Below are 19,490 nucleotides of genomic sequence, written 5' to 3' on the forward strand. Positions count from 1 at the left end.
TGAACTGAAAAGGGCGGCCCGGAAGGCCGCCCTTTTTGCATTTCATTTGGTTCGGAAGAGTCCGTTCGCGGAGGATCAGTTGTCCGGCGGGATGAATGGGTCGACCGGCAGGCCGCGCTTGATCCAGCCAGCGCCGGCGACGTCGTTGCCGCTCATGCCTTCATTGACTTCGAAGACGTGCGAAAAGCCGGCCTTTTCAAGGAGCGCGGCGGCGGCGCTGGAGCGGTTGCCGCTCCGGCAGATGACGGCGACGGGCTGCGCCAGATCGCCCAGCACGGCGCCGCGGGCCTGTGCGAGGAAATCGACATCCTGAAGCGTCGCGGGATGCGCGTCGCGCGGAAGGCCCGTCATGGCCCATTCGGACGGTGTGCGCACATCGATCAGCACGAGGTCGCCACGTTGCACCATGTTCCAGGCCGCATCGGCCGCAATCTGCTGCGGGTCTGCCAATGCGGGCAGGGCTAGGAAGGCCGTGCTGGCCAGGGCAAGGGTTGTCAGGCGCTTCATCATCCACTCTCTACACATAACAAGCCAAGCCGCCGGAACTCGGGCGACCGGCCGAATATGACCAGAAAATGGCAAAAGAGAAATTTCCGGGCAAGAGGCAATGCCCGGACATGACAGCAATTTTATCCTGCGCTTATCCGGCGCCGCCAACGGTCAGGGCGCCCACTTTCAGCGTCGGCTGGCCGACGCCTACGGGGACGGACTGGCCGGCCTTGCCGCACATGCCGACGCCGTCATCCATGGCAAAGTCGTTGCCGATCATGGTGACGTCCTGCAACACGGTCGGTCCGTGGCCGATCAGGGTGGCGTTCTTGACCGGGGCGACGACCTTGCCGTCCTCAACGAGATAGGCCTCGGTGCACTGGAAGACGAAGTTGCCGGAGGTGATGTCCACCTGTCCGCCGCCGAAATCGACGGCCCAGAGACCGCGCTTGATGGAGGCGACGATTTCGTCCGGATCCTTGTCGCCGCCCAGCATGATCGTGTTGGTCATGCGCGGCATGGTCTGGGCTTCATAGCTTTCACGCCTTCCGTTGCCGGTCGGCTGCGCACCCATGAGACGGGCATTGAGCCGGTCCTGCATGTAGCCTTTCAGGATGCCGTCCTCGATCAGGACAGTGCGCTGGGTCGGGGTGCCTTCATCGTCGAAGGAGAGGGAACCGCGGCGCGCTTCGATGGAGCCGTCGTCGATGACGGTGACGCCTTTTGCGGCGACCTGCTCGCCGATGCGGCCGGCATAGACGCTGGTGCCCTTGCGGTTGAAGTCGCCTTCGAGGCCGTGACCGACGGCTTCGTGCAGCAGCACGGCCGGCCAGCCGGGGCCGAGCACGACTTCCATTTCGCCGGCGGGCGCCGGGATGGATTTCAGGTTGACGTCCGCCTTGCGGATCGCCTTGCGTGCCATGGCCTGCCAGCGTTCGGGCCGGATCCATTCGTCATAGGCCGCGCGGCCGCCCGCGCCGGCGCCTGCGGATTCGCGGCGCCCGTTTTCTTCCAGCGTCACGGAAACGTTGAGGCGGACCAGCGGGCGCACGTCCGAGAACATCGCGCCGTCGGGCCGGAGAATATCGACTTCGGTATGGCTGCCCGAGAGGGAGACCGAGACCTGGACGACGCGCGGATCCTGCGCCCTGGTCCAGGCGTCGATTTCTGCGAGGAGGCCGGTCTTCACCGTGAAGTCGGGCGCCGCGGTCGGGTCGATCGGCTGGTAGAGGCGCCGGTTGGTCGGGACAGGCCCCACAGCGAGCTTGCCGGAATGGCCGCGCTTGGCCTGCGCCGCGGTATCGCCGGCGCGGCGGATCGCATCGAGCGACAGTTCCGAGGCGTAGCCCGAGCCCTGCGCCTCACCCGCCACGACGCGCAGGCCGAAGCCCTGGTCGGTGTCGAACGCGGCAGACTTGAGGCGGCCGTCATCGAAGACGAAACTCTCCGAGCGCGAGCGTTCGATGTAGAGGTCGCCATCGTCACCGCCGCGAACGGCGTCTGCAAGAATGTCGGTGGCCTGGCGAAGATCGAAGGGGAGGGCTGTATCGGTCATTCAGCCTAGATGCGCGCGTGCGGCAGGGGCGGCAAGGGGCAGACGTGCAGTTTCCGCCGGCCCCCGCCGGATTGGTCAGTTGGTCGACACGTTGAAGCGGGCCAGCTGCCACTCGGCCCGTTCGAAATCGGGCTTCAGCTCCAGCGCTTTCTGGAAATCGTAATAGGCGCCGGCCACGTCGCCCAGGTTTTCCTTGGCGATCGCCCGGTTGTAGTAGGCGGCATAGAGATCCTGGGAGTTCAGCTCGACGGCTTTGTCGAGGGACGCCAGGGCCGAGCCATAGTCCTTGCGGAAGATGTAGGCGGCGCCTTCGTTCAGCCAGATGGCGCCAAGGTCGGGTTTCATCCGCTTGGCGGTGTCATAGTCGCCGAGGGAGGCTTCATACTTGCCGAGGCGCATGCGCAGTACGCCGCGATTGGTAAATGTCGCGGCCCGGTTCTCGAATTTCATCGTTTCAGCGCTGAGGGCCTGGCTGCAGATCTTCTCGCCCTCCTGGGCCGAGACGGTCTGGTAGAAGGCGGCCTCGTAGCAATCGCGGGCAAGACCGCCGCCGAAAACGGAGACCTGGGCCATGGCGGCGGGGACGAGCAGGGCGCCGGCGGCTGCCAGCAGGATGTGACGAAACATGGCGGACCTCTTTCAGGGTGGGGGCTCTCTGGCCGGTTCGCGTCGCGGAACCCTAGCAACAAAGCCGGGCAAGCGCGACAGCCTGCGACAAATTAGGACATATTAGGTGGGGGAAATATATGGATTGGGGCTTATACGTATTGTAAGGACTGGATTCGAGAATCCAACGACACAAGGACATATTCGTGCGACACTTCATTGCCGCCCTGGGCGCAGCCTTGTTCGCCGCCCCTGCGCTCGCCTTTGAACCCGTCGACGGGGCACTGGGCATGCAGCCGGCCGCTACGCGTATTGCGGAGCGCATTCATCATTTCCACACCTTCCTGTTGTGGATCATCATTCCGATTTCGCTCTTCGTGCTGGCCCTGCTTGTGTGGGTGATCGTGCGCCACAACCGCCGCGCCAACCCGGTGCCGCGCAAGTTCAGCCACAACACGCTGATCGAGGTGCTGTGGACCGTGATCCCGGCGCTGATCCTCGTCGCGGTCGCCAGCCAGTCCTTCCCGAATCTGTACTACCAGGACGTGCCGCCGAACCTGCAGAACGTGCAGGACACGGCGAAGAAGCTGCTGGCAGACGGCAAGTCGGCCCAGTACGAGGCCTTCGTGAAGGAATACAATCCTGACGCCGCCGCCAAGGGCTATGTGAACGTCAAGGTGCAGGGCAACCAGTGGAACTGGACCTATTCCTACCCCGACATCCAGGACGATTCCGGTTACCCGCTCGAGTTCGTGTCGAACCCGCTGCAGACCGGCATGCCGTCCGATTCGGCGGAAGGCCCGCGCAATCTCGCGGTCGACTATCCGATGGTTGTGCCGGCTGGCCGCTACATCCGTTACTACACGGCCGCTGCTGACGTGATCCACTCGTTCGCCGTTCCGGCCTTCGGCATCAAGACCGACGCCGTTCCGGGCCGCCTGAACGAAGGCTGGTTCCTCGTCGATCAGCCGGGCGTCTATTACGGCCAGTGCTCCGAACTGTGCGGCGTGAACCACGCCTACATGCCGATCGAAGTCCGCGTCGTGCCGCAGGCGCAATTCGACCGCTGGGCGCAGCTTATGCTGACCGGCGATTACGATGCCGCGGCTGCCTCCGTGAAAACCATCGCCGCGCTTGACCAGTCCGAGGTCAAGTTCGCCGCTGCAAACCATTAATCTCGAGAAGAAGAGCAGATCGTCATGCCTATGGATGAAGTCGCCCTCGACGCCCATCACGATCACGACCACAAGCCGGGTTTCTTTACCCGCTGGTTGTTCTCTACCAACCACAAGGACATCGGCACGCTTTACCTCGTGTTCGCGCTGATCGCGGGCGTTGTGGGTTACACGCTGTCGGGCCTGATCCGCTGGGAACTCGCACAGCCGGGCATCGGCCCGATGCTCTGGATCCAGACCACCTTCTTCGGCCTTGAAGGCGACGCGGCCATCCAGCACGCCAAGCACTTCTACAACACGGTCATCACCTATCACGGCCTCATCATGATCTTCTTCATGGTGATGCCGGCGCTGATCGGCGGCTTCGGCAACTGGTTCGTGCCGCTGATGATCGGCGCGCCGGACATGGCCTTCCCGCGGATGAACAACATCTCGTTCTGGCTGACGGTTGCAGCCTTCGTTCTCGCCTGCATCTCGATGAGCGTGCCGGGCGGTTCGGCAGGCAACGGCTTTGGCGGCGGCTGGGTGCTGTATCCGCCGCTGTCATCGACGACCGGTCACCCCGGCCCGGCGATGGACCTGCTGATCCTGTCGCTGCACACGGCCGGTATCGCCTCGATCCTCGGCGCCATCAACTTCATCGTCACCATCCTGAACATGCGCGCGCCTGGCATGACCATGCACAAGATGCCGCTGTTCGCCTGGGGCGTCCTGGTGACGGCTGTGCTGCTGCTTCTGTCGTTGCTGGTGCTCGCCGCTGCGCTGACCATGCTGCTGACCGACCGTAACTTCGGCTCAGTTCTTCAATCCGGGCCGGCGGCGGTGACCCGGATCATGTTCCAGCACCTGTTCTGGTTCTTCGGCCACCCGGAAGTGTACATCATGATCCTGCCGGCCTTCGGCATCATCAGCCACATCGTCTCGACCTTCTCGAAGAAGCCGACCTTCGGCTATCTCGGCATGGCCTACGCCATGGTGTCGATCGGCGTTATCGGCTTCGTCGTGTGGGCACACCACATGTACACGGTCGGCATGGACGTTGACCTGAAGGCCTACTTCATCGCGGCGACCATGGTCATCGCAGTTCCGGACCGGCATCAAGATCTTCTCCTGGATCGCCACGATGTGGGCGGCTCCATCGAGTTCAAGGTTCCGATGCTCTGGGCCATCGCTCTTCATCTTCCTGTTCACCATCGGTGGTGACGGGCGAAGTCGTGCTGGCCAATGCCGGCACGACCATAGCCTGCACGACACCGCACATGTAAGGCGGCACTTCCACGCCCGTGTGCCGTCGCTCGAGCCGTGTTCGGCCTGTTTGCAGGCTGGTACTACTGGTTCGAGAAGATGTTTGGCATCAAGTACAACGGCTTCATCGGTGGCCTGCACTTCTGGCTGATGTTCGTCGGTTCCAACGTCCTGTTCTTCCCGCAGCACTTCCTGGGCCTGCAGGGCATGCCGCGCCGTTACATCGACTATGCGGACGGCTTCGCCACCTGGCACTACTGGTCGTCGGTCGGCTATGCGATCACGCTGGTTGCCACGCTGGTGTTCTTCGTCGGCCTGATCGAAGCCGTCGTTCGCCGCCGCAAGGGCGTTGCCAATCCGTGGGGCGAAGGCGCCACCACGCTCGAGTGGACGCTGCCCTCGCCGCCGCCGTTCCACCAGTACAACGAACTGCCGCACTTCACCGGCAAGGGCGGCCACTGACCCGCCCGCCGCACAGGCTTAGTTGACTGCAGCGGCCTCCCGTTCCTTCGGGAGGCCGTTCGCATTACGAAGACAGAAAGGCCCTTGCTTGAACCTCCGCCTTCCCATCGTGATTGGCATGTATGCCTTCATCGTGGTATTCCTGCCGCGCAATCCGGCAGTGGACAGGATGTTCGACAAGGTCCGCACCGTGGACCCGGACATCGCAATCAGCATTTCCGTTGCCGCCTTCCTGGCTGCTGCGGTGGGCCTCTGGATGATGTGGCGCCAGCCGAACGGCATCCTGCGCAAGCGTCCGACGCGGATGCTGGTCGTGCTGAATTACGGCCTGATCGGTGTCGTCTTTGCCGGGGCGTTCGACATGATGGAGCGTCTCGCCGGATCGGCCACGGACCTCATCAGCCTGATGCTCGTGCCGTTCGCCTTCATGATCGCAGAGGGCGTGTACCTCGCACTGGAATGGCGGCTGGGCCGCAGGTTTGATAGGGAGTAGACGGACGATCCGCGCCGCCGCGGATGTCCCAGAACAGATGACCGAGATGACCGCCACAGAGGAAAAGCGCCACGGCACCGCCGGCGATTATGTGCAGCTGATGAAGCCGCGCATCATGATGCTGGTCGTGTTCACCGCTGTTGCGGGTCTGGTCGCGGCGTCCGGCGTGACGGGCATTTCCATGCACCCGCTGATGGCGGCGATTGCGGTCCTGGCGGTGGCGCTCGGCTCTGGCGCCGCAGGCGCGATCAACATGTGGTACGATTCCGACATCGACCTCGTGATGAAGCGGACGTCGACGCGGCCGATCCCGTCCGGCGCGGTGCCGCGCGACGAGGCGATCGCGATGGGCCTCATCATGAGCGGCGTCTCGGTGATGCTGATGTGGCTGGCGTCGAACTGGCTGGCCGCGCTGCTGCTGGCCTTCTCGATCTTCTACTACGGCGTCATCTACACGATGTGGCTGAAGCGCTCGACGCCGCAGAATATCGTGATCGGCGGTGGGGCAGGCGCGTTTCCGCCGGTGATCGGCTGGGCTGCGGTGACGGGCAACACGCCGCTCGATGCGTGGATCCTGTTCGCCATCATCTTCTTCTGGACGCCGCCCCATTTCTGGGCGCTCAGCCTGCTGGCGCACGGCGAGTACCAGAAGGCCGGTGTGCCGATGCTGCCTGTGACGCATGGCGCGAAGGCAACCCGTTTCCAGATGCTGGCCTACACGGTGATCCTGCTGGCGGTCTCGCTGACGCCCGTCATGACGGGGCTTGGCGGCTGGGTTTATGCTGTTGTGGCGGCGGTGCTCGGGATCGGCTTCCTGTCCTTCGCGGTCCGGGTCTGGCGCTCGAAAGCGGGCGATTCGGATGCGGCGCCAGCGGACATGAAACTCGCACGCAGCATGTTCCTTTTCTCGATCCTTTACCTGTTCCTGATCTTCGCGGCGGTCATCGCCGAGCATGGCGCGGGACTTTACTTCCCGCTGACGGGAGGCGTGCGATGACAGACCAGAACGAACCGAAAAAAGACGAGTTTCCGCAGCCGGCACAGCTGAGCCCGGAAGCGCGCGCGGCGCAGAAGCGGCGGAATTTGTGGCTCGGTCTCGCGCTGCTGGCCTTCGTCGTGCTGGTCGCGCTGACCACGTTCATCCGCCTCAGCACCGGCACCGGCATTGCGGGGCGCATGTGATGGTTTGGTCCAACCGTATGGTGGCAAGTGCGGCAGTCGGGGTTTTCCTCGGCATGCTCGGCCTCGGTTTTGCGGCAAAGCCGCTTTACAGCACGTTCTGCCGCGTCACCGGCTATGGCGGCACCACGCGGATCGCGACCGCAGCGCCGAAGCAGGTGCTGGACCAGACCCTGACCGTCCGGTTCGATGCGAATGTCGCCGACACGCCGCTGATTTTCCGTCCGCTTCAGGCCGAACAGGACATCCGCATCGGCCAGAACAGCCTCGCCTTCTTCGAGGTGTCGAACCCGACCGACGAGGATATCCACGTCATTGCGGCCTATAATGTGACGCCGCATTTCGCCGGTCTCTATTTCAACAAGCTGGAGTGTTTCTGCTTCAGCGAACGCATCATCCGGGCGGGTGAAACGCGTAAATTGCCGGTCGTCTATTTCATCTCTCCGGAGATCATGGACGACCATGTTGCCAGCAACCTGGAAACAATCACTTTGAGCTACACTTTCTTTGACAGTTCAAAGTATTCCGGGCCCGGGAAACAGGCTGCTACCGGGGCAGCGAAATCAGTAAACGGGGGCTGAAACAGTTGCGTATTCAGTCCGGAACAGTCTAAACACCTAGGGAATCTAGGGATAAGTTGAGGGGTCTGCCAACTATGGCTCACGGCGAAGTCAAACACGACTATCATCTCGTCAATCCGTCGCCCTGGCCGCTGCTCGGCTCGGTCGCGGTGATGACCACGGCCATCGGTGCCGTCAATTTCATGAAGGGCCTCTTCGGCATGGAGAAGGGGACCTGGTGGCTGCTGGCACTCGGCATGGCCATGATCATCTGGGTCATGTTCGGCTGGTGGCGGGAAGTTATCAAGGAAGGCCGTGCGGGCGACCATACGCCGGTCGTGTCGATCGGCCTGCGCTACGGCATGATCCTGTTCATCGCCTCCGAGGTGATGTTCTTCGTCGGCTGGTTCTGGAGCTTCTTCGAGTTCGCGATCTACCACTCTGCCCGCGTGGGCGAGAACTGGGATGCCGCAAACCCGCTGTTCGCCGACGCGCTGTCCAAGTTCGGCAACTGGCCGCCGGTCGGCGTCGAAACCTTCGACCCGTTCCACCTGCCGCTGATCAACACGCTGATCCTGCTGCTGTCGGGCACCACGGTGACCTGGGCGCACCACGCGCTGCAGCATGATGACCGTTCGGGCGCCAAGATCGGCCTCCTGTTCACCATCATCCTCGGCATGATGTTCACCGCGCTTCAGGTGTTCGAATACAACCACGCCCAGTTCTCCTATGACGGCACGCTGTATGGCTCGGCCTTCTTCATGGCGACCGGCTTCCACGGTGCGCACGTGGTCATCGGCACGATCTTCCTGATCGTGTGCCTCGTCCGCCTGATGATGGGCGGCATGACCGCCAAGAAGCATCTCGGCTTCGAATTCGCGGCCTGGTACTGGCACTTCGTGGACGTGGTCTGGCTGTTCCTGTTCGCCTTCGTCTACGTAACCCCGTACCTCGTGCTCGGTAACGGCGGACACTGACGGCAATACGCGCCGCAGACTTTCAGGGCCCGCCGGCGCTTCCAGCCCGGCGGGCCTTTGCATTGAGGGGCCGGCGGGCCCGACACAAGGAAACGAGCGATGAGCTTCAGACCGTACCCCGTGATGACCGTGCTGACCCTGATCAGCCTCGGCATCCTCATCTGGCTCGGCAACTGGCAGTATGGCCGCTTCCTCCAGAAGATGGCGCTGGACAAGCAGGAGCCCGAATGGGTCGTGCTGGACGGGACGATTGTTCCCGACACGGAAATGCGGGTCTATTTCTATGCGAACGGGCAGTCGGGCTGGATGCGTGTGGTGGGCATCGATACGGGCGAGCAGGTCGTGTTCGCTCCGGTGGAGCTGGTGACGCAGGTCGATCCGGTCCTGGCCTGCGATGGCAAGGGATGTGCGGCGGGGCGCTTTTCCGCCCGTGGCATTTTCAAGCCCCCCTTCAGGCGAAATGCCTTTACGGCAGCGGACGATGTGCCCTCGCGCCTGTTCTACGCCCTCGATCCGGCGGAGTTTGCCAAGGCCCTGCCGGCAGACGTGGCGGCCCGTATCGCACCTGACGTCTTCGAGCCCGAAACCCTCACCATCGTGAGTGAAACCGGCACGGTCAGCGTCGGCGAGAATCCCTATGCGCGCCTGCGCCTCGACGACGAATTGCCGCCGCAGCGGCATTTTGGCTATGCGATCACCTGGTGGGGACTGGCCTTTGCCCTGATCGGTGTGTATCTCGCCTTCCATCATCAGAAGGGACGTCTGAGGTTCCGGAAGGAGCGGGGATCGTGAAATACATTTCGACACGCGGGCAGGCGCCGGCGACCGATTTTGCGGGGGCATGCCTGGCGGGCCTTGCGCCGGATGGCGGCCTCTATGTGCCCGAGAGTTTCCCGCAGATAGCGCCGCCGGCGCCCGGCGAACCCTATCACGAGGTGGCGGCCCGCATCCTGTCAGCCTTTGCGGGCGACACGATCCCGCTGGGAGATCTGAAAACCCTCTGTGCACGTGCATATGGATCGTTTTCGCACCAGAGCGTGGCGCCGCTGACCCAGTCGGGCCCCAATTCCTGGCTGATGGAGCTGCATCACGGGCCGACGCTGGCCTTCAAGGATATCGCGATGCAGATCATCGCGCAGATCTACGACTACCTGCTGGAGCGTTCCGGCGAGCGCATGATGATCGTGTGCGCGACGTCCGGGGACACCGGCGGCGCTGCGGCGGCGGCCTTTGCCGGTGCGAAACACGCCGACCTCGTCGTGTTGCACCCGCATGGGCGGATCTCGCCGGTGCAGCGGATGTTCATGACCACGACCGGCGCCGACAATATCATCAATCTCGCGCTCGATGGCGACTTCGATGACTGCCAGGCCATTGTGAAGGACATGTTCGCGGACCGTGAGTTCGTGTCGAAGGTCAACCTGTCGGGCGTGAATTCGATCAACTGGGCCCGTGTGGCGGCGCAGTCGGTCTACTACGCAACCGCGCAGATGGCGTTGGGCGGGAAGCTGCGTTTCGTGGTGCCGAGCGGCAATATGGGCGATGCGCTGGCGGGATATGTCGCCGCGCGCTGCGGCCTGCTGGAAGGCGGCTTCGAAACGGTCTGCGCCGTCAATGCCAATGATGCGCTGGCCCGCCTGTTCAATACCGGAGTGATGTCGCGCGCTTTTGCCGTGGCGACGCCCAGCCCGGCGATGGATATTTCCGTGCCCTCGAATTTCGAGCGCCTCCTCTTCGAAGTCACAGGCCGGGATGCCGAGGCGGTGCGCCGGACCTATGACCTCTACAAGCAGGCAGGTGAAGCGCCCCTGCCGGAAGTTGCCGTATCGCGCCTCTCCTGCACCGGCCTTTCCGCTGCATCGGTTTCGAATGACGAGACGCTGGGGGAAATGCGCCGTTTCCTGGAAGAGACGGGCTGGCTGATCTGTCCGCATACGGCGGTTGGCACCTTCCATGCCCGCCATCTTCCGCCGACGGATGGAAAGACGATTGTCCTCGCGACCGCGGCGGCGGCCAAGTTCCCCGAGACCGTCGTCGAGGCAACGGGCCAGTCGCCCGTCATGCCGCATCGCGCGGAAGCGCTTTACGCCCGAGGCGAAGTCTTCGAACGGATGGAGTCCTCTCTGGCGGCCGTCCGCCAGCGGATCGAACGGCACGCCGCCAGGGAGCGGTAGCGTGCGCCTGTCCGCCAGGGATACGCTGATCACCACGCATCGGCTGGTACTGGCGCCGCCCTGTCGTTCGGACTTCGCGGAATGGGCAGACCTGCGCGGCCGCAGCCGCGCGCACCTGGAACCATGGGAGCCGGCCTGGCCGGACGATGTCCATACACGGAAAGACTGGTCGCGCCGGATCAAGTCCTGGAACGATGGCTGGCGCAAGGGCCGGGCCTTCGTGTTCCTGATCCGGCGGATCGACAATTCCGCGCTGGTCGGCGGGGCCTCGCTGACGAATGTTCGCGGCTGGCCCGCCAGCGCCGCCAATCTAGGCTATTGGCTGGGCGCAGACCATGAGGGGCATGGTTATATGCAGGAGGCGGTTTCAAGCGTCTGCCGCTGGGCCTTCGAGGTGCTTGACCTCTGGCGGATTGAAGCCGGCACGCTGCCCTCCAATGAGCGGTCCCAGCGTGTGCTGTCTGCGGCGGGGTTCGAACAGGAAGGCTATGCCCGCGACTACCTTGAAATAGCAGGTGAACGGCAGGACCATGTTCTTTTCGCCCTCGTCAGATCAGGTGAGCGAGGCTAGACTCCGCTCCATGGCGCCGCGCTCGGAACAAACTCTCCCGCAGGGAAACTGGTATTGGCACGCACCCTCCCGGCGTCTTGAGATCGCGGCCCCCAAGGGAACCATCCTGTCGGAACTCTCGGGCGACTGGTCTGTCGATGCGCTGGAACAGATGCTGGAAGGCCTCAGCCGCGGCCGCCTCGGGCGGGCGTTCGATTCCGGGGAAGGCCCGGTCCGTTGCAGCCTGCGCCTCTCAAGCGGCCGCGATGTCCATCTTGTCGGCGCCTTCATCGGCGACGCCGAAGCGCGGGGCATGCTGCTGACCGGAGAGCACTTTCCGGAGATCGACCCGTCCGACCTCAATCCTGGGCCGGACCTCTCCCCCGTGTTCCAGCCGATCGTGTCGCTGCGCAACGGACAGGTTGCCGGGTTCGAGGCGCTGGCCCGCTGGGACGACAGCGACGAGACATTGCCGCCAAGCCGATATGAAGATGAGGCGCTGGCCTCGAACATGCTGATCCGGTCGGCGGAAACGCTGGCGCGCCTGCGCGAGGCGACCGGCCGGGACGACCTGTTCATGCACGTCAACCTGACCGCACGGGATCTCGCCCGCGGCACGATCCCGGCACTCGTCGAAGCGCTTATCAATGGCTATGGCCTGCCGGATCGGGCACTGAAGATCGAACTGACGGAGCAGGCGGCCCTGCGCGATGCGGGGGATGCCTTGTCGGCGGCGATGGCGCTGAAGGCTGTTGGCGCCGGGCTCGTGCTGGATGATTTCGGCACCGGCCATTCGTCCTTCGCCTGGCTCGCGGACCTGCCCGCCGACAGTCTCAAGATCGATCATGGCCTGACCCGCCGCCTTGGCGAGCACCGGGCCGACGCGATTCTATCGACGATCACCCTCCTCGCCAGCAGGCTGGGCATGACCAGCACAGCTGAAGGCGTCGAGAACAAGGACGATGCGGGCCGGCTGCGCGTGCTCGGCTTCGATCATGTGCAGGGCTTTGCCTTCGCCCGCCCGATGGACGCCGAGTCCGCGATCCGCTTCCTGAAATACTGATCAGCAGTTGCCGGGGTCGACCTGTAGCCGGCCGCTGTCGATTCCCATGCGGGCCAGCGCATGGCGCCATTTGCGTTCATGCCCCGGTCCGAAGACGAGGTCCGGGTCTGCATCACTGACGATCCAGGCATTCTCCGCCAGTTCCTCTTCGAGCTGGCCGGCGCCCCAGCCCGAATAGCCGAGTGCCATGACCGAGCGCCGCGGCGCATCCTGCGATGCCATGGCATGAAGGATGTCGCGGGTCGCAGTCATGCAGAGATCGTCGTCGATTTCGAGCGTGGCGCCTTCGTTGAAGACGTCATCGGTGTGCAGCACGAAGCCCCGGTCCTGCGCGACCGGCCCGCCATCGAGCACGAACGTGTCCGGTACGTCGCCGGTGACAGGCACATCCAGCTGGGTCAGGAGTTCAGGCAGCGACAGGCCGGGCATCGGCTTGTTGAGCACGATGCCCATCGCGAATTCCGGAGAGTGGGCACAGATGAGTATGACCGACCGGGCGAAGCGAGGATCACCAATTCCCGGCAGGGCGATAAGCAGCTTTCCGGTGAGGTCCGTGTCCATTCGGCGCAGACTCCCTTCACAGGCGAGGCTGGGGCATCGGGGCCGGTTTGGCAAGAGTGGTAATTCTTGCCACCGGGGGGCGGGGCGCCTATGTCCCTTGTCGAACCTGCAGGGAGACAAGCAGATGAGTATCAAGGTAGGCGACGCACTTCCGGACGCAACTTTCATGGAAATGACCGCAAACGGGCCTGAGCCGCGCACAACGGCAGACGTTTTCGCGGGCAAGACCGTCGCCCTGTTCGCCGTTCCGGGCGCGTACACGCCGACCTGTTCAGCCCGTCACCTGCCGGGCTATGTCGATCATCTGGACGAGCTGAAGGCCAAGGGCGTCGACGAAGTGGTCTGCACCTCGGTCAACGACGTGTTCGTGATGGGCGCCTGGGGCAAGAGCGCCGGCGCGGACGGCAAGGTGCGGATGCTGGCAGATGGCAACGGCGCCTTCGCCAAGGCACTGGGGCTGGAGCTCGACGCCTCCGGTTTCGGCATGGGCCAGCGCTCGCAGCGCTACTCGATGATCGTGAAAAACGGCAAGGTTGCCGAGCTGAATGTCGAGCAGGGCGGTGAGTTCAAGGTCTCCGCGGCCGATTACATGCTCGGACAACTTTGATTTATTTGGCGTAACGCCTCTTAAGGAAATCAGTCCATGATCGGCGTGCCTGGGGATGGGCACGCCGTTTTTTGGTCGATTTTTTATTGAATATCGGCAAACTCTCCCCACCTAATCGATGGGTAACAAAGGAGAGGGACCCAATGGACGTATTACTGACAGTGCCCGTGCTGGTGGCGATTGTCGGCCTCGTTCTGATCATTTCCACGGTCAAACAGGTGCCGCAGGGTTATAATTGGACCGTCGAGAATTTTGGACGGTACACGCGCACGCTGACTCCCGGCCTGCACTTCATCATGCCGATCTATCAGAAGATCGGCCGCAAGATGAACATGATGGAAACCGTGCTGGATGTGCCCCAGCAGGAAGTCATCACCAAGGACAACGCGACGGTGTCCTGCGACGCGATCGTATTCATACAGGTGGTCGACGCTGTGGCGGCTGCCTATGAGGTCAACAACCTCCATAACGCGATCCAAAATCTGGCTCTGACCAATATGCGTACCGTGGTCGGCTCCATGGATCTCGACGAAGTCCTGTCCAACCGCGACGAAATCAACGCCCGCCTCCTGGCGGTGGTCGACGCCGCAACCAACCCATGGGGCGTGAAAGTCACCCGGATCGAGATTGCGGACCTGTCGCCACCGGCGGACATCACCGAGGCGATGGCACGTCAGATGAAGGCGGAACGCCTGAAGCGCGCGGAAATCCTGACAGCGGAAGGCGAGAAGCAATCCGCCATCCTGAAAGCGGAGGGCATGAAGCAGTCGCAGATCCTGGAAGCCGAAGGCCGCCGCGAAGCCGCCTTCCGAGATGCCGAGGCCCGCGAACGCCAGGCCGAAGCCGAAGCCAAGGCGACCGCGATGGTGTCTGAGGCGATTGCCCGCGGCGACGTCAACGCGATCAACTACTTCCTCGGCCAGGCCTATGTGAAAGCCTTTGAAAAGCTGGCGTCTTCGAACCAGCAGAAGACGGTGATCATCCCGGCCGAATTCTCCAGCATCATCGGCACCATCGAGGGCATCAGGGGCCTGACGGGCGCCGCACAGGATGCTCAAGCCCGCGGCGGCGCAGTTCCGCCGACGCGCGGCTAGGTCAGCCAAATTCCGCAGCCCCGGTGAGCGGGGCTGCGGACCGTCTATCTTCCTAAAGAGGATTTCCCGACATGGAACAGATCTTCACCCAACTCACCGTCTGGCACTGGATTGCCTTCGGCCTCGTGCTGCTGGGCGTCGAGATGCTGACCGGAACCTTCGATTTCCTGATGATGGCGATCGCCGCCTGGGCCGCTGCCGCCTTTGAATGGCTGGCGCCGGACAGCGTGACGGGATGGCAAGGCCAGCTGGTCTTCTTCGGCGTCGCGGCGACCGTCATGGTCCTGTTCGGACGGACGTTCCTTGCCGGGCTTCGCGGAAAGGCGGAAGAACACCCCACGCTCAACAAGCGCATGGCAAGCCTTGTCGGCCAGCGCGGAGTTGCAGCAGCTGACTTCTCAGCGGCCGGTCATGGCCGGGTGAAGATCGGCGATACGGTCTGGGGCGCCGAGACCGTCGAAGGATCGGACGTCATCCGCAACGGCGACGCTGTGGTCGTCGAAGGCGCACGGATGAACACCGCGCTTGTCCGCCGCTCAGCCTGAGGAGGCCTAGCGCCCCGCCGCGATGAAGGCGCGCACATCGTCCGACAGCTTTGTGCCGTCTTCCTCGGCGAGGTACATCATGTGCCCGGCGTCGTAATAGTCGAACTGGACCCGGTCGAGCACGACGCCGTTCTTGAAGAGCGCCATTTCCGCGCCGTAGAACGGCGTCGCAAGATCGTACCAGCCTGAGGCGAGCAGGACGCGCAGCTCCGGATTTTCCCGCATCCCCTTGCCGAGCCAGGGCGTGACGTTGACGTAAGCGGGCCAGCCGCGCTCGTTCATGCTCCAGTTCCACTGCGAACCTGGCTCTCCCGTCAGCACCTTGTACGGCCGGGTGAAGTCGACATCTAGATCCCGCGTCAGGTAATCGTTGATGGCGGCGACATAGGCGACATCCATTCCGTACCCGGACGGATCGTTCTCCGGCACGTCGGCCGTGCCCTCGCTGTCGACGCCCTTGTAGCGCCCGTCGAACCGCCCGACCGTGTAGCCTTCGCGGCGCAACAACTCCTTGCGGAAGCGGGAGGCGTCCACGCGCAGGTTTGCCTGCTGGATCCACTCCGCCGACAGACCGAGATAATCGCTCATCTCCTGCGCGATGCGGGCTTCATCGGCGGCGCTGAGCGTCGATCCGCGGATCAGGGCAGGGGCCAGCGTGTCGGTCGCGAAGGCGCGGGCATCGGCGACGAAGGCGTCGAAATCATTGTTCCATTTCGCCGCGTTCGCCTTGCCATGGTACCAGGCGATGGCGGCTTCCGAGGGGAAGAAGGCGATGTGGGCGGTGTCATTGCCGGGCGCGAACCGTCCGGTCTGGAAATCCAGGATTGCGGAAATCAGGATCACGCCGTTGAGGCCAATGCCGTTCCAGCCGCCCTGCAGCTTTTCAGTCAACGCCGCCGCGCGGGTGGTGCCATAGCTTTCGCCGGCGAGGTATTTCGGGCTGTTCCAGCGCCCATTCTCGGTCAGCCAGATGCGGATGAACTCGGCGATGCTCTCGGCGTCCTCGTTCACGCCATAGAATTCCTTGCCTTCCGTCTCGCCAAGGGGGCGGGAATAGCCGGTGCCGACCGGGTCGATGAAGACGAGGTCAGTCACGTCCAGAAGCGAGTTCTGGTTGTCGCGGATGGTGTAGGGCGGGGCGCCGACGCCGGTGGCGTCCGACGGGGTGATCACCTGTTTCGGGCCGAAGGCGCCCATGTGGAGCCAGAGCGAGGCGGAGCCGGGGCCACCATTGAAGACGAACGTGACCGGCCGGGATGCCGGGTCGGCGAGGCCATCGCGGACATAGGACACGGAGAAGACGGACGCCGTTGGCTTGTCCTTCTCGTCCCGCAGGTACGTTTCGCTGGCGACGGCCTGGTATTTGATGGTTTCGCCGCGCAGCTTGAGGGAGTGGTTGGAGGCGAAGACACTGGGGTCCGGGATTTCGGCGGCTGCCTTGTCAGGCTTTGCGGCATCCTCGGCAAAGGCCGGGGCGGCAAACAGGAAGACACACAGGATTACCAGCCAGTTTCGCATCAGATCAGCCCTCGCTCTCATATGCGTGGACCGTATCAGCTGAGGCCTTGCCCGCAAGTGCAGGCACAGCAGGTTTGCCGGTGCCGCCGCAATGAAAAACGCCGGCATCCGAAGATGCCGGCGTTGATGTCCCGAACGGGAAAATCAGGTCAGGACGCGGTCGGCGAAATGCCGAACGAGGAGGTCGGCGCGCTCGGGGCGGCGCTGGCCTGCGGCTTCGCGTCGGCTGCAGCGCGCGGAGCGGTGTCCTTCAGCGGGTCTTCCGCGTGCTTGACCTGGCCTTCGAACACGGCGTTCGACTGAATCTGCAGCGAAGAGTGCACGATGTCACCCTTCACATGCGCGCCGGTCTCGAGTTCGACCTTGCGGGCACGGATCGAGCCCTTGATGCGGCCCTTCACCTTGACCACTTCGGCTTTGACTTCGCCGGTGATGTGGCCGGATGCGCCGATGGTGATGTCGGTGGCCGTCACGTCGCCATCGACGATTCCGTCGATCTGAAGCGCGCCTTCGGACGTCACCGAGCCGTTGATCTTCATGTCTGCGCAGATGATCGAGGCCGCGCGGGCCGCCGGTTTCGACGAAGCTGCGCGGATGGCGTCCACGGAAGGCTGTGCCTTCGAGGGCTCCGGCGGAGCGGGGTTGTCGTTGTGCTTATTACTCTTCGTGAACATGGCGACCTGCTTTCAGGAACTTTACTGGATCATATGGTTTGCCGTTGAACCACACCTCGAAATGAAGGTGGTCTCCCGTGCTTCGACCGGTTGTACCCATCTTGCCCACAAGATCTCCGACCTCGACGGTATCCCCCTTGTTTACCGTAACTGCGTTCAGGTGGCCATAGCGGGACTTAAATCCGTGTCCATGGTCAATCTCAACGAGGCGGCCATAGCCGGCCCGGGCGCCGGCATAGGTGACGACGCCGGGTCCGGCCGCAACGATCGGCGCGCGGTGATACGCAGCCATATCGATGCCATTGTGCCAGCCAGGGCGCTTGTTGAAGGGGTCGACGCGCACGCCGTAATTGCTGGTGAGGCGATAGGGCACGCCTACCGGACGGCCCAGCGGCAGCGAGGAGACGATGTCCTCATAATAGGCCATTTCGGCGACGCGGGCCTGTGTCTGGAACAGGCGGGAATAGAAGCTGGCATCTTCAGCCGACAGGCCCTTGAGCCCGTCCTGGCCGGCGGTTGCCGTCGCCATGGAGATGAATGGACCGCCCATTTCTGCGCCGGCGGTGATGCGGTCGCTGCCGACGGAGGTCAGCGCAAGGACGCCGCGGGCGAGTTCGGCGCGCTCGGTCGCCAGCTGCTCGGCTTCGTCGAGAATGCGCTCCTGGCCCAGCTTCAGCGCCTTGACCGATCCGCGCATGCCGGCCGTGTCGAACTGGGCCGTCATGATGTAGGCGTCGCGCGACTGGCGGCTGTCGGCCTCGTCGATCGAGGAGCGGACCAGCAGGCCAGCGCCGTCGCCCTTGAGCGAAGAGACTTCGAGGTCGTCATCGCCCTTGAGCTGCTTGTAGAGTTCTTCGAGGGCCTTCTGGCGCTCTTCCCAATCTGCCGTTTCCTTCTGGAAAGCGTCTGTGCGCTCTTCGAGCAGGGAGCGCGACAGCGCATCCTTGGCGCGCAGCTCCTGAACCCAGCGCTCATATTTCGCCAGTTCGCGGTCGTCCGGATTGCCGGACATGCCGCCGCCACCGCCAAGTACATAGCTGCCGGTCGCGAAGACGGTCCAGCCGGCCAGCGCGGTGATGCCGGCGGCGAACATGGCCTGCTGCCAGGGAGAAACGGAAATATAGCGAACCGTGCCGCCGCTGCGATGATAGATCTGACGCTCTGGAAAGGCACGATTGAACGTCGCCTTCAGATTCGCGGTCCATTTCGCCATGCAACGCCACCCGTCGTCGGAAATCACACCGCCCACTGCAACAAGCGTTACAGTAGGTTCCCAAACCCGTGAAGCAATACATACCGATTTCGAAACGCGGCGGAACCCCTCGGGCGCAGAATTCGTATAAATTTTCGCTCATCAGGGTAAAGGCCCTGTTAAGACAGCGAATTCCACTGGTGAGGCATCGCGCCTCAGCCAGCTGACCGGACCGCCTCGAGCACGTCTTCAGCGTGTCCTTTGACGCGGACTTTCGGCCAGATTCGGATTACCTTTTTGTCAGGTCCGATCAGGAAGGTCGCGCGCTGGATTCCCATATAAGTCCGGCCATAATTCTGCTTCTCGACCCAGACGCCATAAGCGTCACAGGCGGCGCCGTCTTCATCGCTGGCGAGGATCACGCCGAGCTCGTGCTTCGCAGCGAACTTCTCGTGTTTCGCAAGTGTATCCTTCGACACGCCGACGACCACGGCACCGGCCTTGGCGAATTCCTTGCCGAGCGCCGTGAAGTCGATCGCTTCAGTCGTGCAGCCCGGCGTGTCGTCTTTGGGGTAGAAGTAGAGGACCAGGAACTTGTCCTTGAAGCTTGAGAGGCGGATCGGCCCATCGGTGGACTCCATTTTGAAATCCGGGGCCTTGGCGCCTTCCTTGATCTCTTTGGCCATGTAATCCTCCTATGGTGCGGTCCGGCTGCAGTGCTTATATCATTAACAGCGCGCGCAGTGCGGCGTGCGCGACAGGATCCGACTT

General features: G+C 63.3%; 21 protein-coding genes and 1 pseudogene. 14 read left to right on the top strand and 8 right to left on the bottom strand.

Annotation, left to right across the window (positions count from 1 at the left end):
- Positions 1-75: 75 nt before the first annotated feature.
- From R3C13_RS12555 to R3C13_RS12565, 3 genes are all read right to left on the bottom strand, one after another.
- A complete protein-coding gene (locus R3C13_RS12555) occupies positions 76-507 on the bottom strand; it encodes a rhodanese-like domain-containing protein (RefSeq protein ID WP_371311173.1) in 432 nt (143 codons plus the stop codon).
- Between the two features lie 133 nt (positions 508-640).
- Positions 641-2,044 (bottom strand): metalloprotease TldD, encoded by a 1,404-nt coding sequence (gene tldD / locus R3C13_RS12560; protein ID WP_371311174.1) that lies wholly within the window; start codon positions 2,042-2,044, stop codon positions 641-643.
- 75 nt (positions 2,045-2,119) lie between these two features.
- Positions 2,120-2,671, bottom strand: coding sequence for a tetratricopeptide repeat protein (locus R3C13_RS12565; RefSeq protein WP_371311175.1), 552 nt, complete (start codon positions 2,669-2,671; stop codon positions 2,120-2,122).
- A gap of 185 nt (positions 2,672-2,856) precedes the next feature.
- Between R3C13_RS12565 and coxB the strand changes: the two genes are divergently transcribed.
- From coxB to R3C13_RS12620, 11 genes and pseudogenes are all read left to right on the top strand, one after another.
- Entirely contained in the window at positions 2,857-3,825 is a 969-nt protein-coding gene (coxB, locus tag R3C13_RS12570) for a cytochrome c oxidase subunit II (protein ID WP_371311176.1), read from the top strand.
- A 30-nt stretch (positions 3,826-3,855) separates the two neighbouring features.
- Positions 3,856-5,532: pseudogene (locus R3C13_RS12575) on the top strand (cbb3-type cytochrome c oxidase subunit I).
- 88 nt (positions 5,533-5,620) lie between these two features.
- Entirely contained in the window at positions 5,621-6,025 is a 405-nt protein-coding gene (locus tag R3C13_RS12580) for a hypothetical protein (RefSeq protein WP_371311177.1), read from the top strand.
- 37 nt (positions 6,026-6,062) lie between these two features.
- Positions 6,063-7,022: a heme o synthase gene (locus R3C13_RS12585; RefSeq protein ID WP_371311178.1), complete on the top strand. Its 960-nt coding sequence runs from the start codon at positions 6,063-6,065 to the stop codon at positions 7,020-7,022.
- A complete protein-coding gene (locus R3C13_RS12590) occupies positions 7,019-7,207 on the top strand; it encodes a hypothetical protein (protein ID WP_371311179.1) in 189 nt (62 codons plus the stop codon). Before R3C13_RS12585 ends, R3C13_RS12590 begins: the two co-directional genes overlap by 4 nt.
- Positions 7,207-7,785 (top strand): cytochrome c oxidase assembly protein, encoded by a 579-nt coding sequence (locus tag R3C13_RS12595; protein ID WP_371311180.1) that lies wholly within the window; start codon positions 7,207-7,209, stop codon positions 7,783-7,785. The genes R3C13_RS12590 and R3C13_RS12595 overlap by 1 nt, the downstream gene beginning before the upstream one ends.
- A gap of 74 nt (positions 7,786-7,859) precedes the next feature.
- Positions 7,860-8,741, top strand: a complete 882-nt coding sequence (locus R3C13_RS12600; protein WP_371311181.1) for a cytochrome c oxidase subunit 3 — start codon at positions 7,860-7,862, stop codon at positions 8,739-8,741.
- Positions 8,742-8,840: 99 nt separating this feature from the next.
- Positions 8,841-9,533 carry an SURF1 family cytochrome oxidase biogenesis protein gene (locus R3C13_RS12605; protein ID WP_371311182.1) on the top strand — a complete coding sequence of 231 codons (693 nt, stop codon included), beginning with the start codon at positions 8,841-8,843 and terminating at the stop codon, positions 9,531-9,533.
- Entirely contained in the window at positions 9,530-10,915 is a 1,386-nt protein-coding gene (gene thrC, locus R3C13_RS12610; RefSeq protein ID WP_371311183.1) for a threonine synthase, read from the top strand. The genes R3C13_RS12605 and thrC overlap by 4 nt, the downstream gene beginning before the upstream one ends.
- 1 nt (position 10,916) lies before the next feature.
- Positions 10,917-11,486 carry a GNAT family N-acetyltransferase gene (locus R3C13_RS12615; RefSeq protein WP_371311184.1) on the top strand — a complete coding sequence of 190 codons (570 nt, stop codon included), beginning with the start codon at positions 10,917-10,919 and terminating at the stop codon, positions 11,484-11,486.
- On the top strand, positions 11,473-12,528 hold the full coding sequence (locus tag R3C13_RS12620) for an EAL domain-containing protein (protein WP_371311185.1): 1,056 nt from the start codon (positions 11,473-11,475) through the stop codon (positions 12,526-12,528). Before R3C13_RS12615 ends, R3C13_RS12620 begins: the two co-directional genes overlap by 14 nt.
- Here R3C13_RS12620 and R3C13_RS12625 read toward each other — a convergent pair whose 3' ends face one another.
- Positions 12,529-13,089 (bottom strand): YqgE/AlgH family protein, encoded by a 561-nt coding sequence (locus R3C13_RS12625; protein ID WP_371311186.1) that lies wholly within the window; start codon positions 13,087-13,089, stop codon positions 12,529-12,531. It lies immediately after the preceding gene.
- A gap of 124 nt (positions 13,090-13,213) precedes the next feature.
- Here R3C13_RS12625 and R3C13_RS12630 point away from each other — a divergent pair, with 124 nt between their 5' ends.
- The 3 genes from R3C13_RS12630 to R3C13_RS12640 all read left to right on the top strand — a co-directional run bounded on the left by R3C13_RS12630 (position 13,214) and on the right by R3C13_RS12640 (position 15,335).
- Positions 13,214-13,696 (top strand): peroxiredoxin, encoded by a 483-nt coding sequence (locus tag R3C13_RS12630; protein ID WP_371311187.1) that lies wholly within the window; start codon positions 13,214-13,216, stop codon positions 13,694-13,696.
- Positions 13,697-13,839: 143 nt separating this feature from the next.
- Positions 13,840-14,790, top strand: a complete 951-nt coding sequence (locus R3C13_RS12635) for an SPFH domain-containing protein (RefSeq protein WP_371311188.1) — start codon at positions 13,840-13,842, stop codon at positions 14,788-14,790.
- A 71-nt stretch (positions 14,791-14,861) separates the two neighbouring features.
- Complete coding sequence (locus R3C13_RS12640; protein WP_371311189.1) at positions 14,862-15,335, top strand: NfeD family protein; 474 nt, start codon at positions 14,862-14,864, stop codon at positions 15,333-15,335.
- Positions 15,336-15,341: 6 nt separating this feature from the next.
- Here the strand turns inward: R3C13_RS12640 and R3C13_RS12645 are convergent, their stop codons facing one another.
- From R3C13_RS12645 to R3C13_RS12660, 4 genes are all read right to left on the bottom strand, one after another.
- Complete coding sequence (locus tag R3C13_RS12645) at positions 15,342-16,853, bottom strand: S10 family peptidase (RefSeq protein WP_371311190.1); 1,512 nt, start codon at positions 16,851-16,853, stop codon at positions 15,342-15,344.
- 149 nt (positions 16,854-17,002) lie between these two features.
- Positions 17,003-17,527 carry a polymer-forming cytoskeletal protein gene (locus tag R3C13_RS12650; RefSeq protein WP_371311191.1) on the bottom strand — a complete coding sequence of 175 codons (525 nt, stop codon included), beginning with the start codon at positions 17,525-17,527 and terminating at the stop codon, positions 17,003-17,005.
- Positions 17,511-18,740 (bottom strand): peptidoglycan DD-metalloendopeptidase family protein, encoded by a 1,230-nt coding sequence (locus R3C13_RS12655; protein WP_371311192.1) that lies wholly within the window; start codon positions 18,738-18,740, stop codon positions 17,511-17,513. Before R3C13_RS12655 ends, R3C13_RS12650 begins: the two co-directional genes overlap by 17 nt.
- Before the next feature lie 194 nt (positions 18,741-18,934).
- Positions 18,935-19,405, bottom strand: a complete 471-nt coding sequence (locus R3C13_RS12660) for a peroxiredoxin (protein ID WP_371311193.1) — start codon at positions 19,403-19,405, stop codon at positions 18,935-18,937.
- Between the last annotated feature and the right edge of the window lie 85 nt (positions 19,406-19,490).

The sequence above is a fragment of the Hyphomonas sp. genome, from assembly GCF_041398385.1.
Classification (GTDB): Bacteria; Pseudomonadota; Alphaproteobacteria; order Caulobacterales; family Hyphomonadaceae; genus Hyphomonas.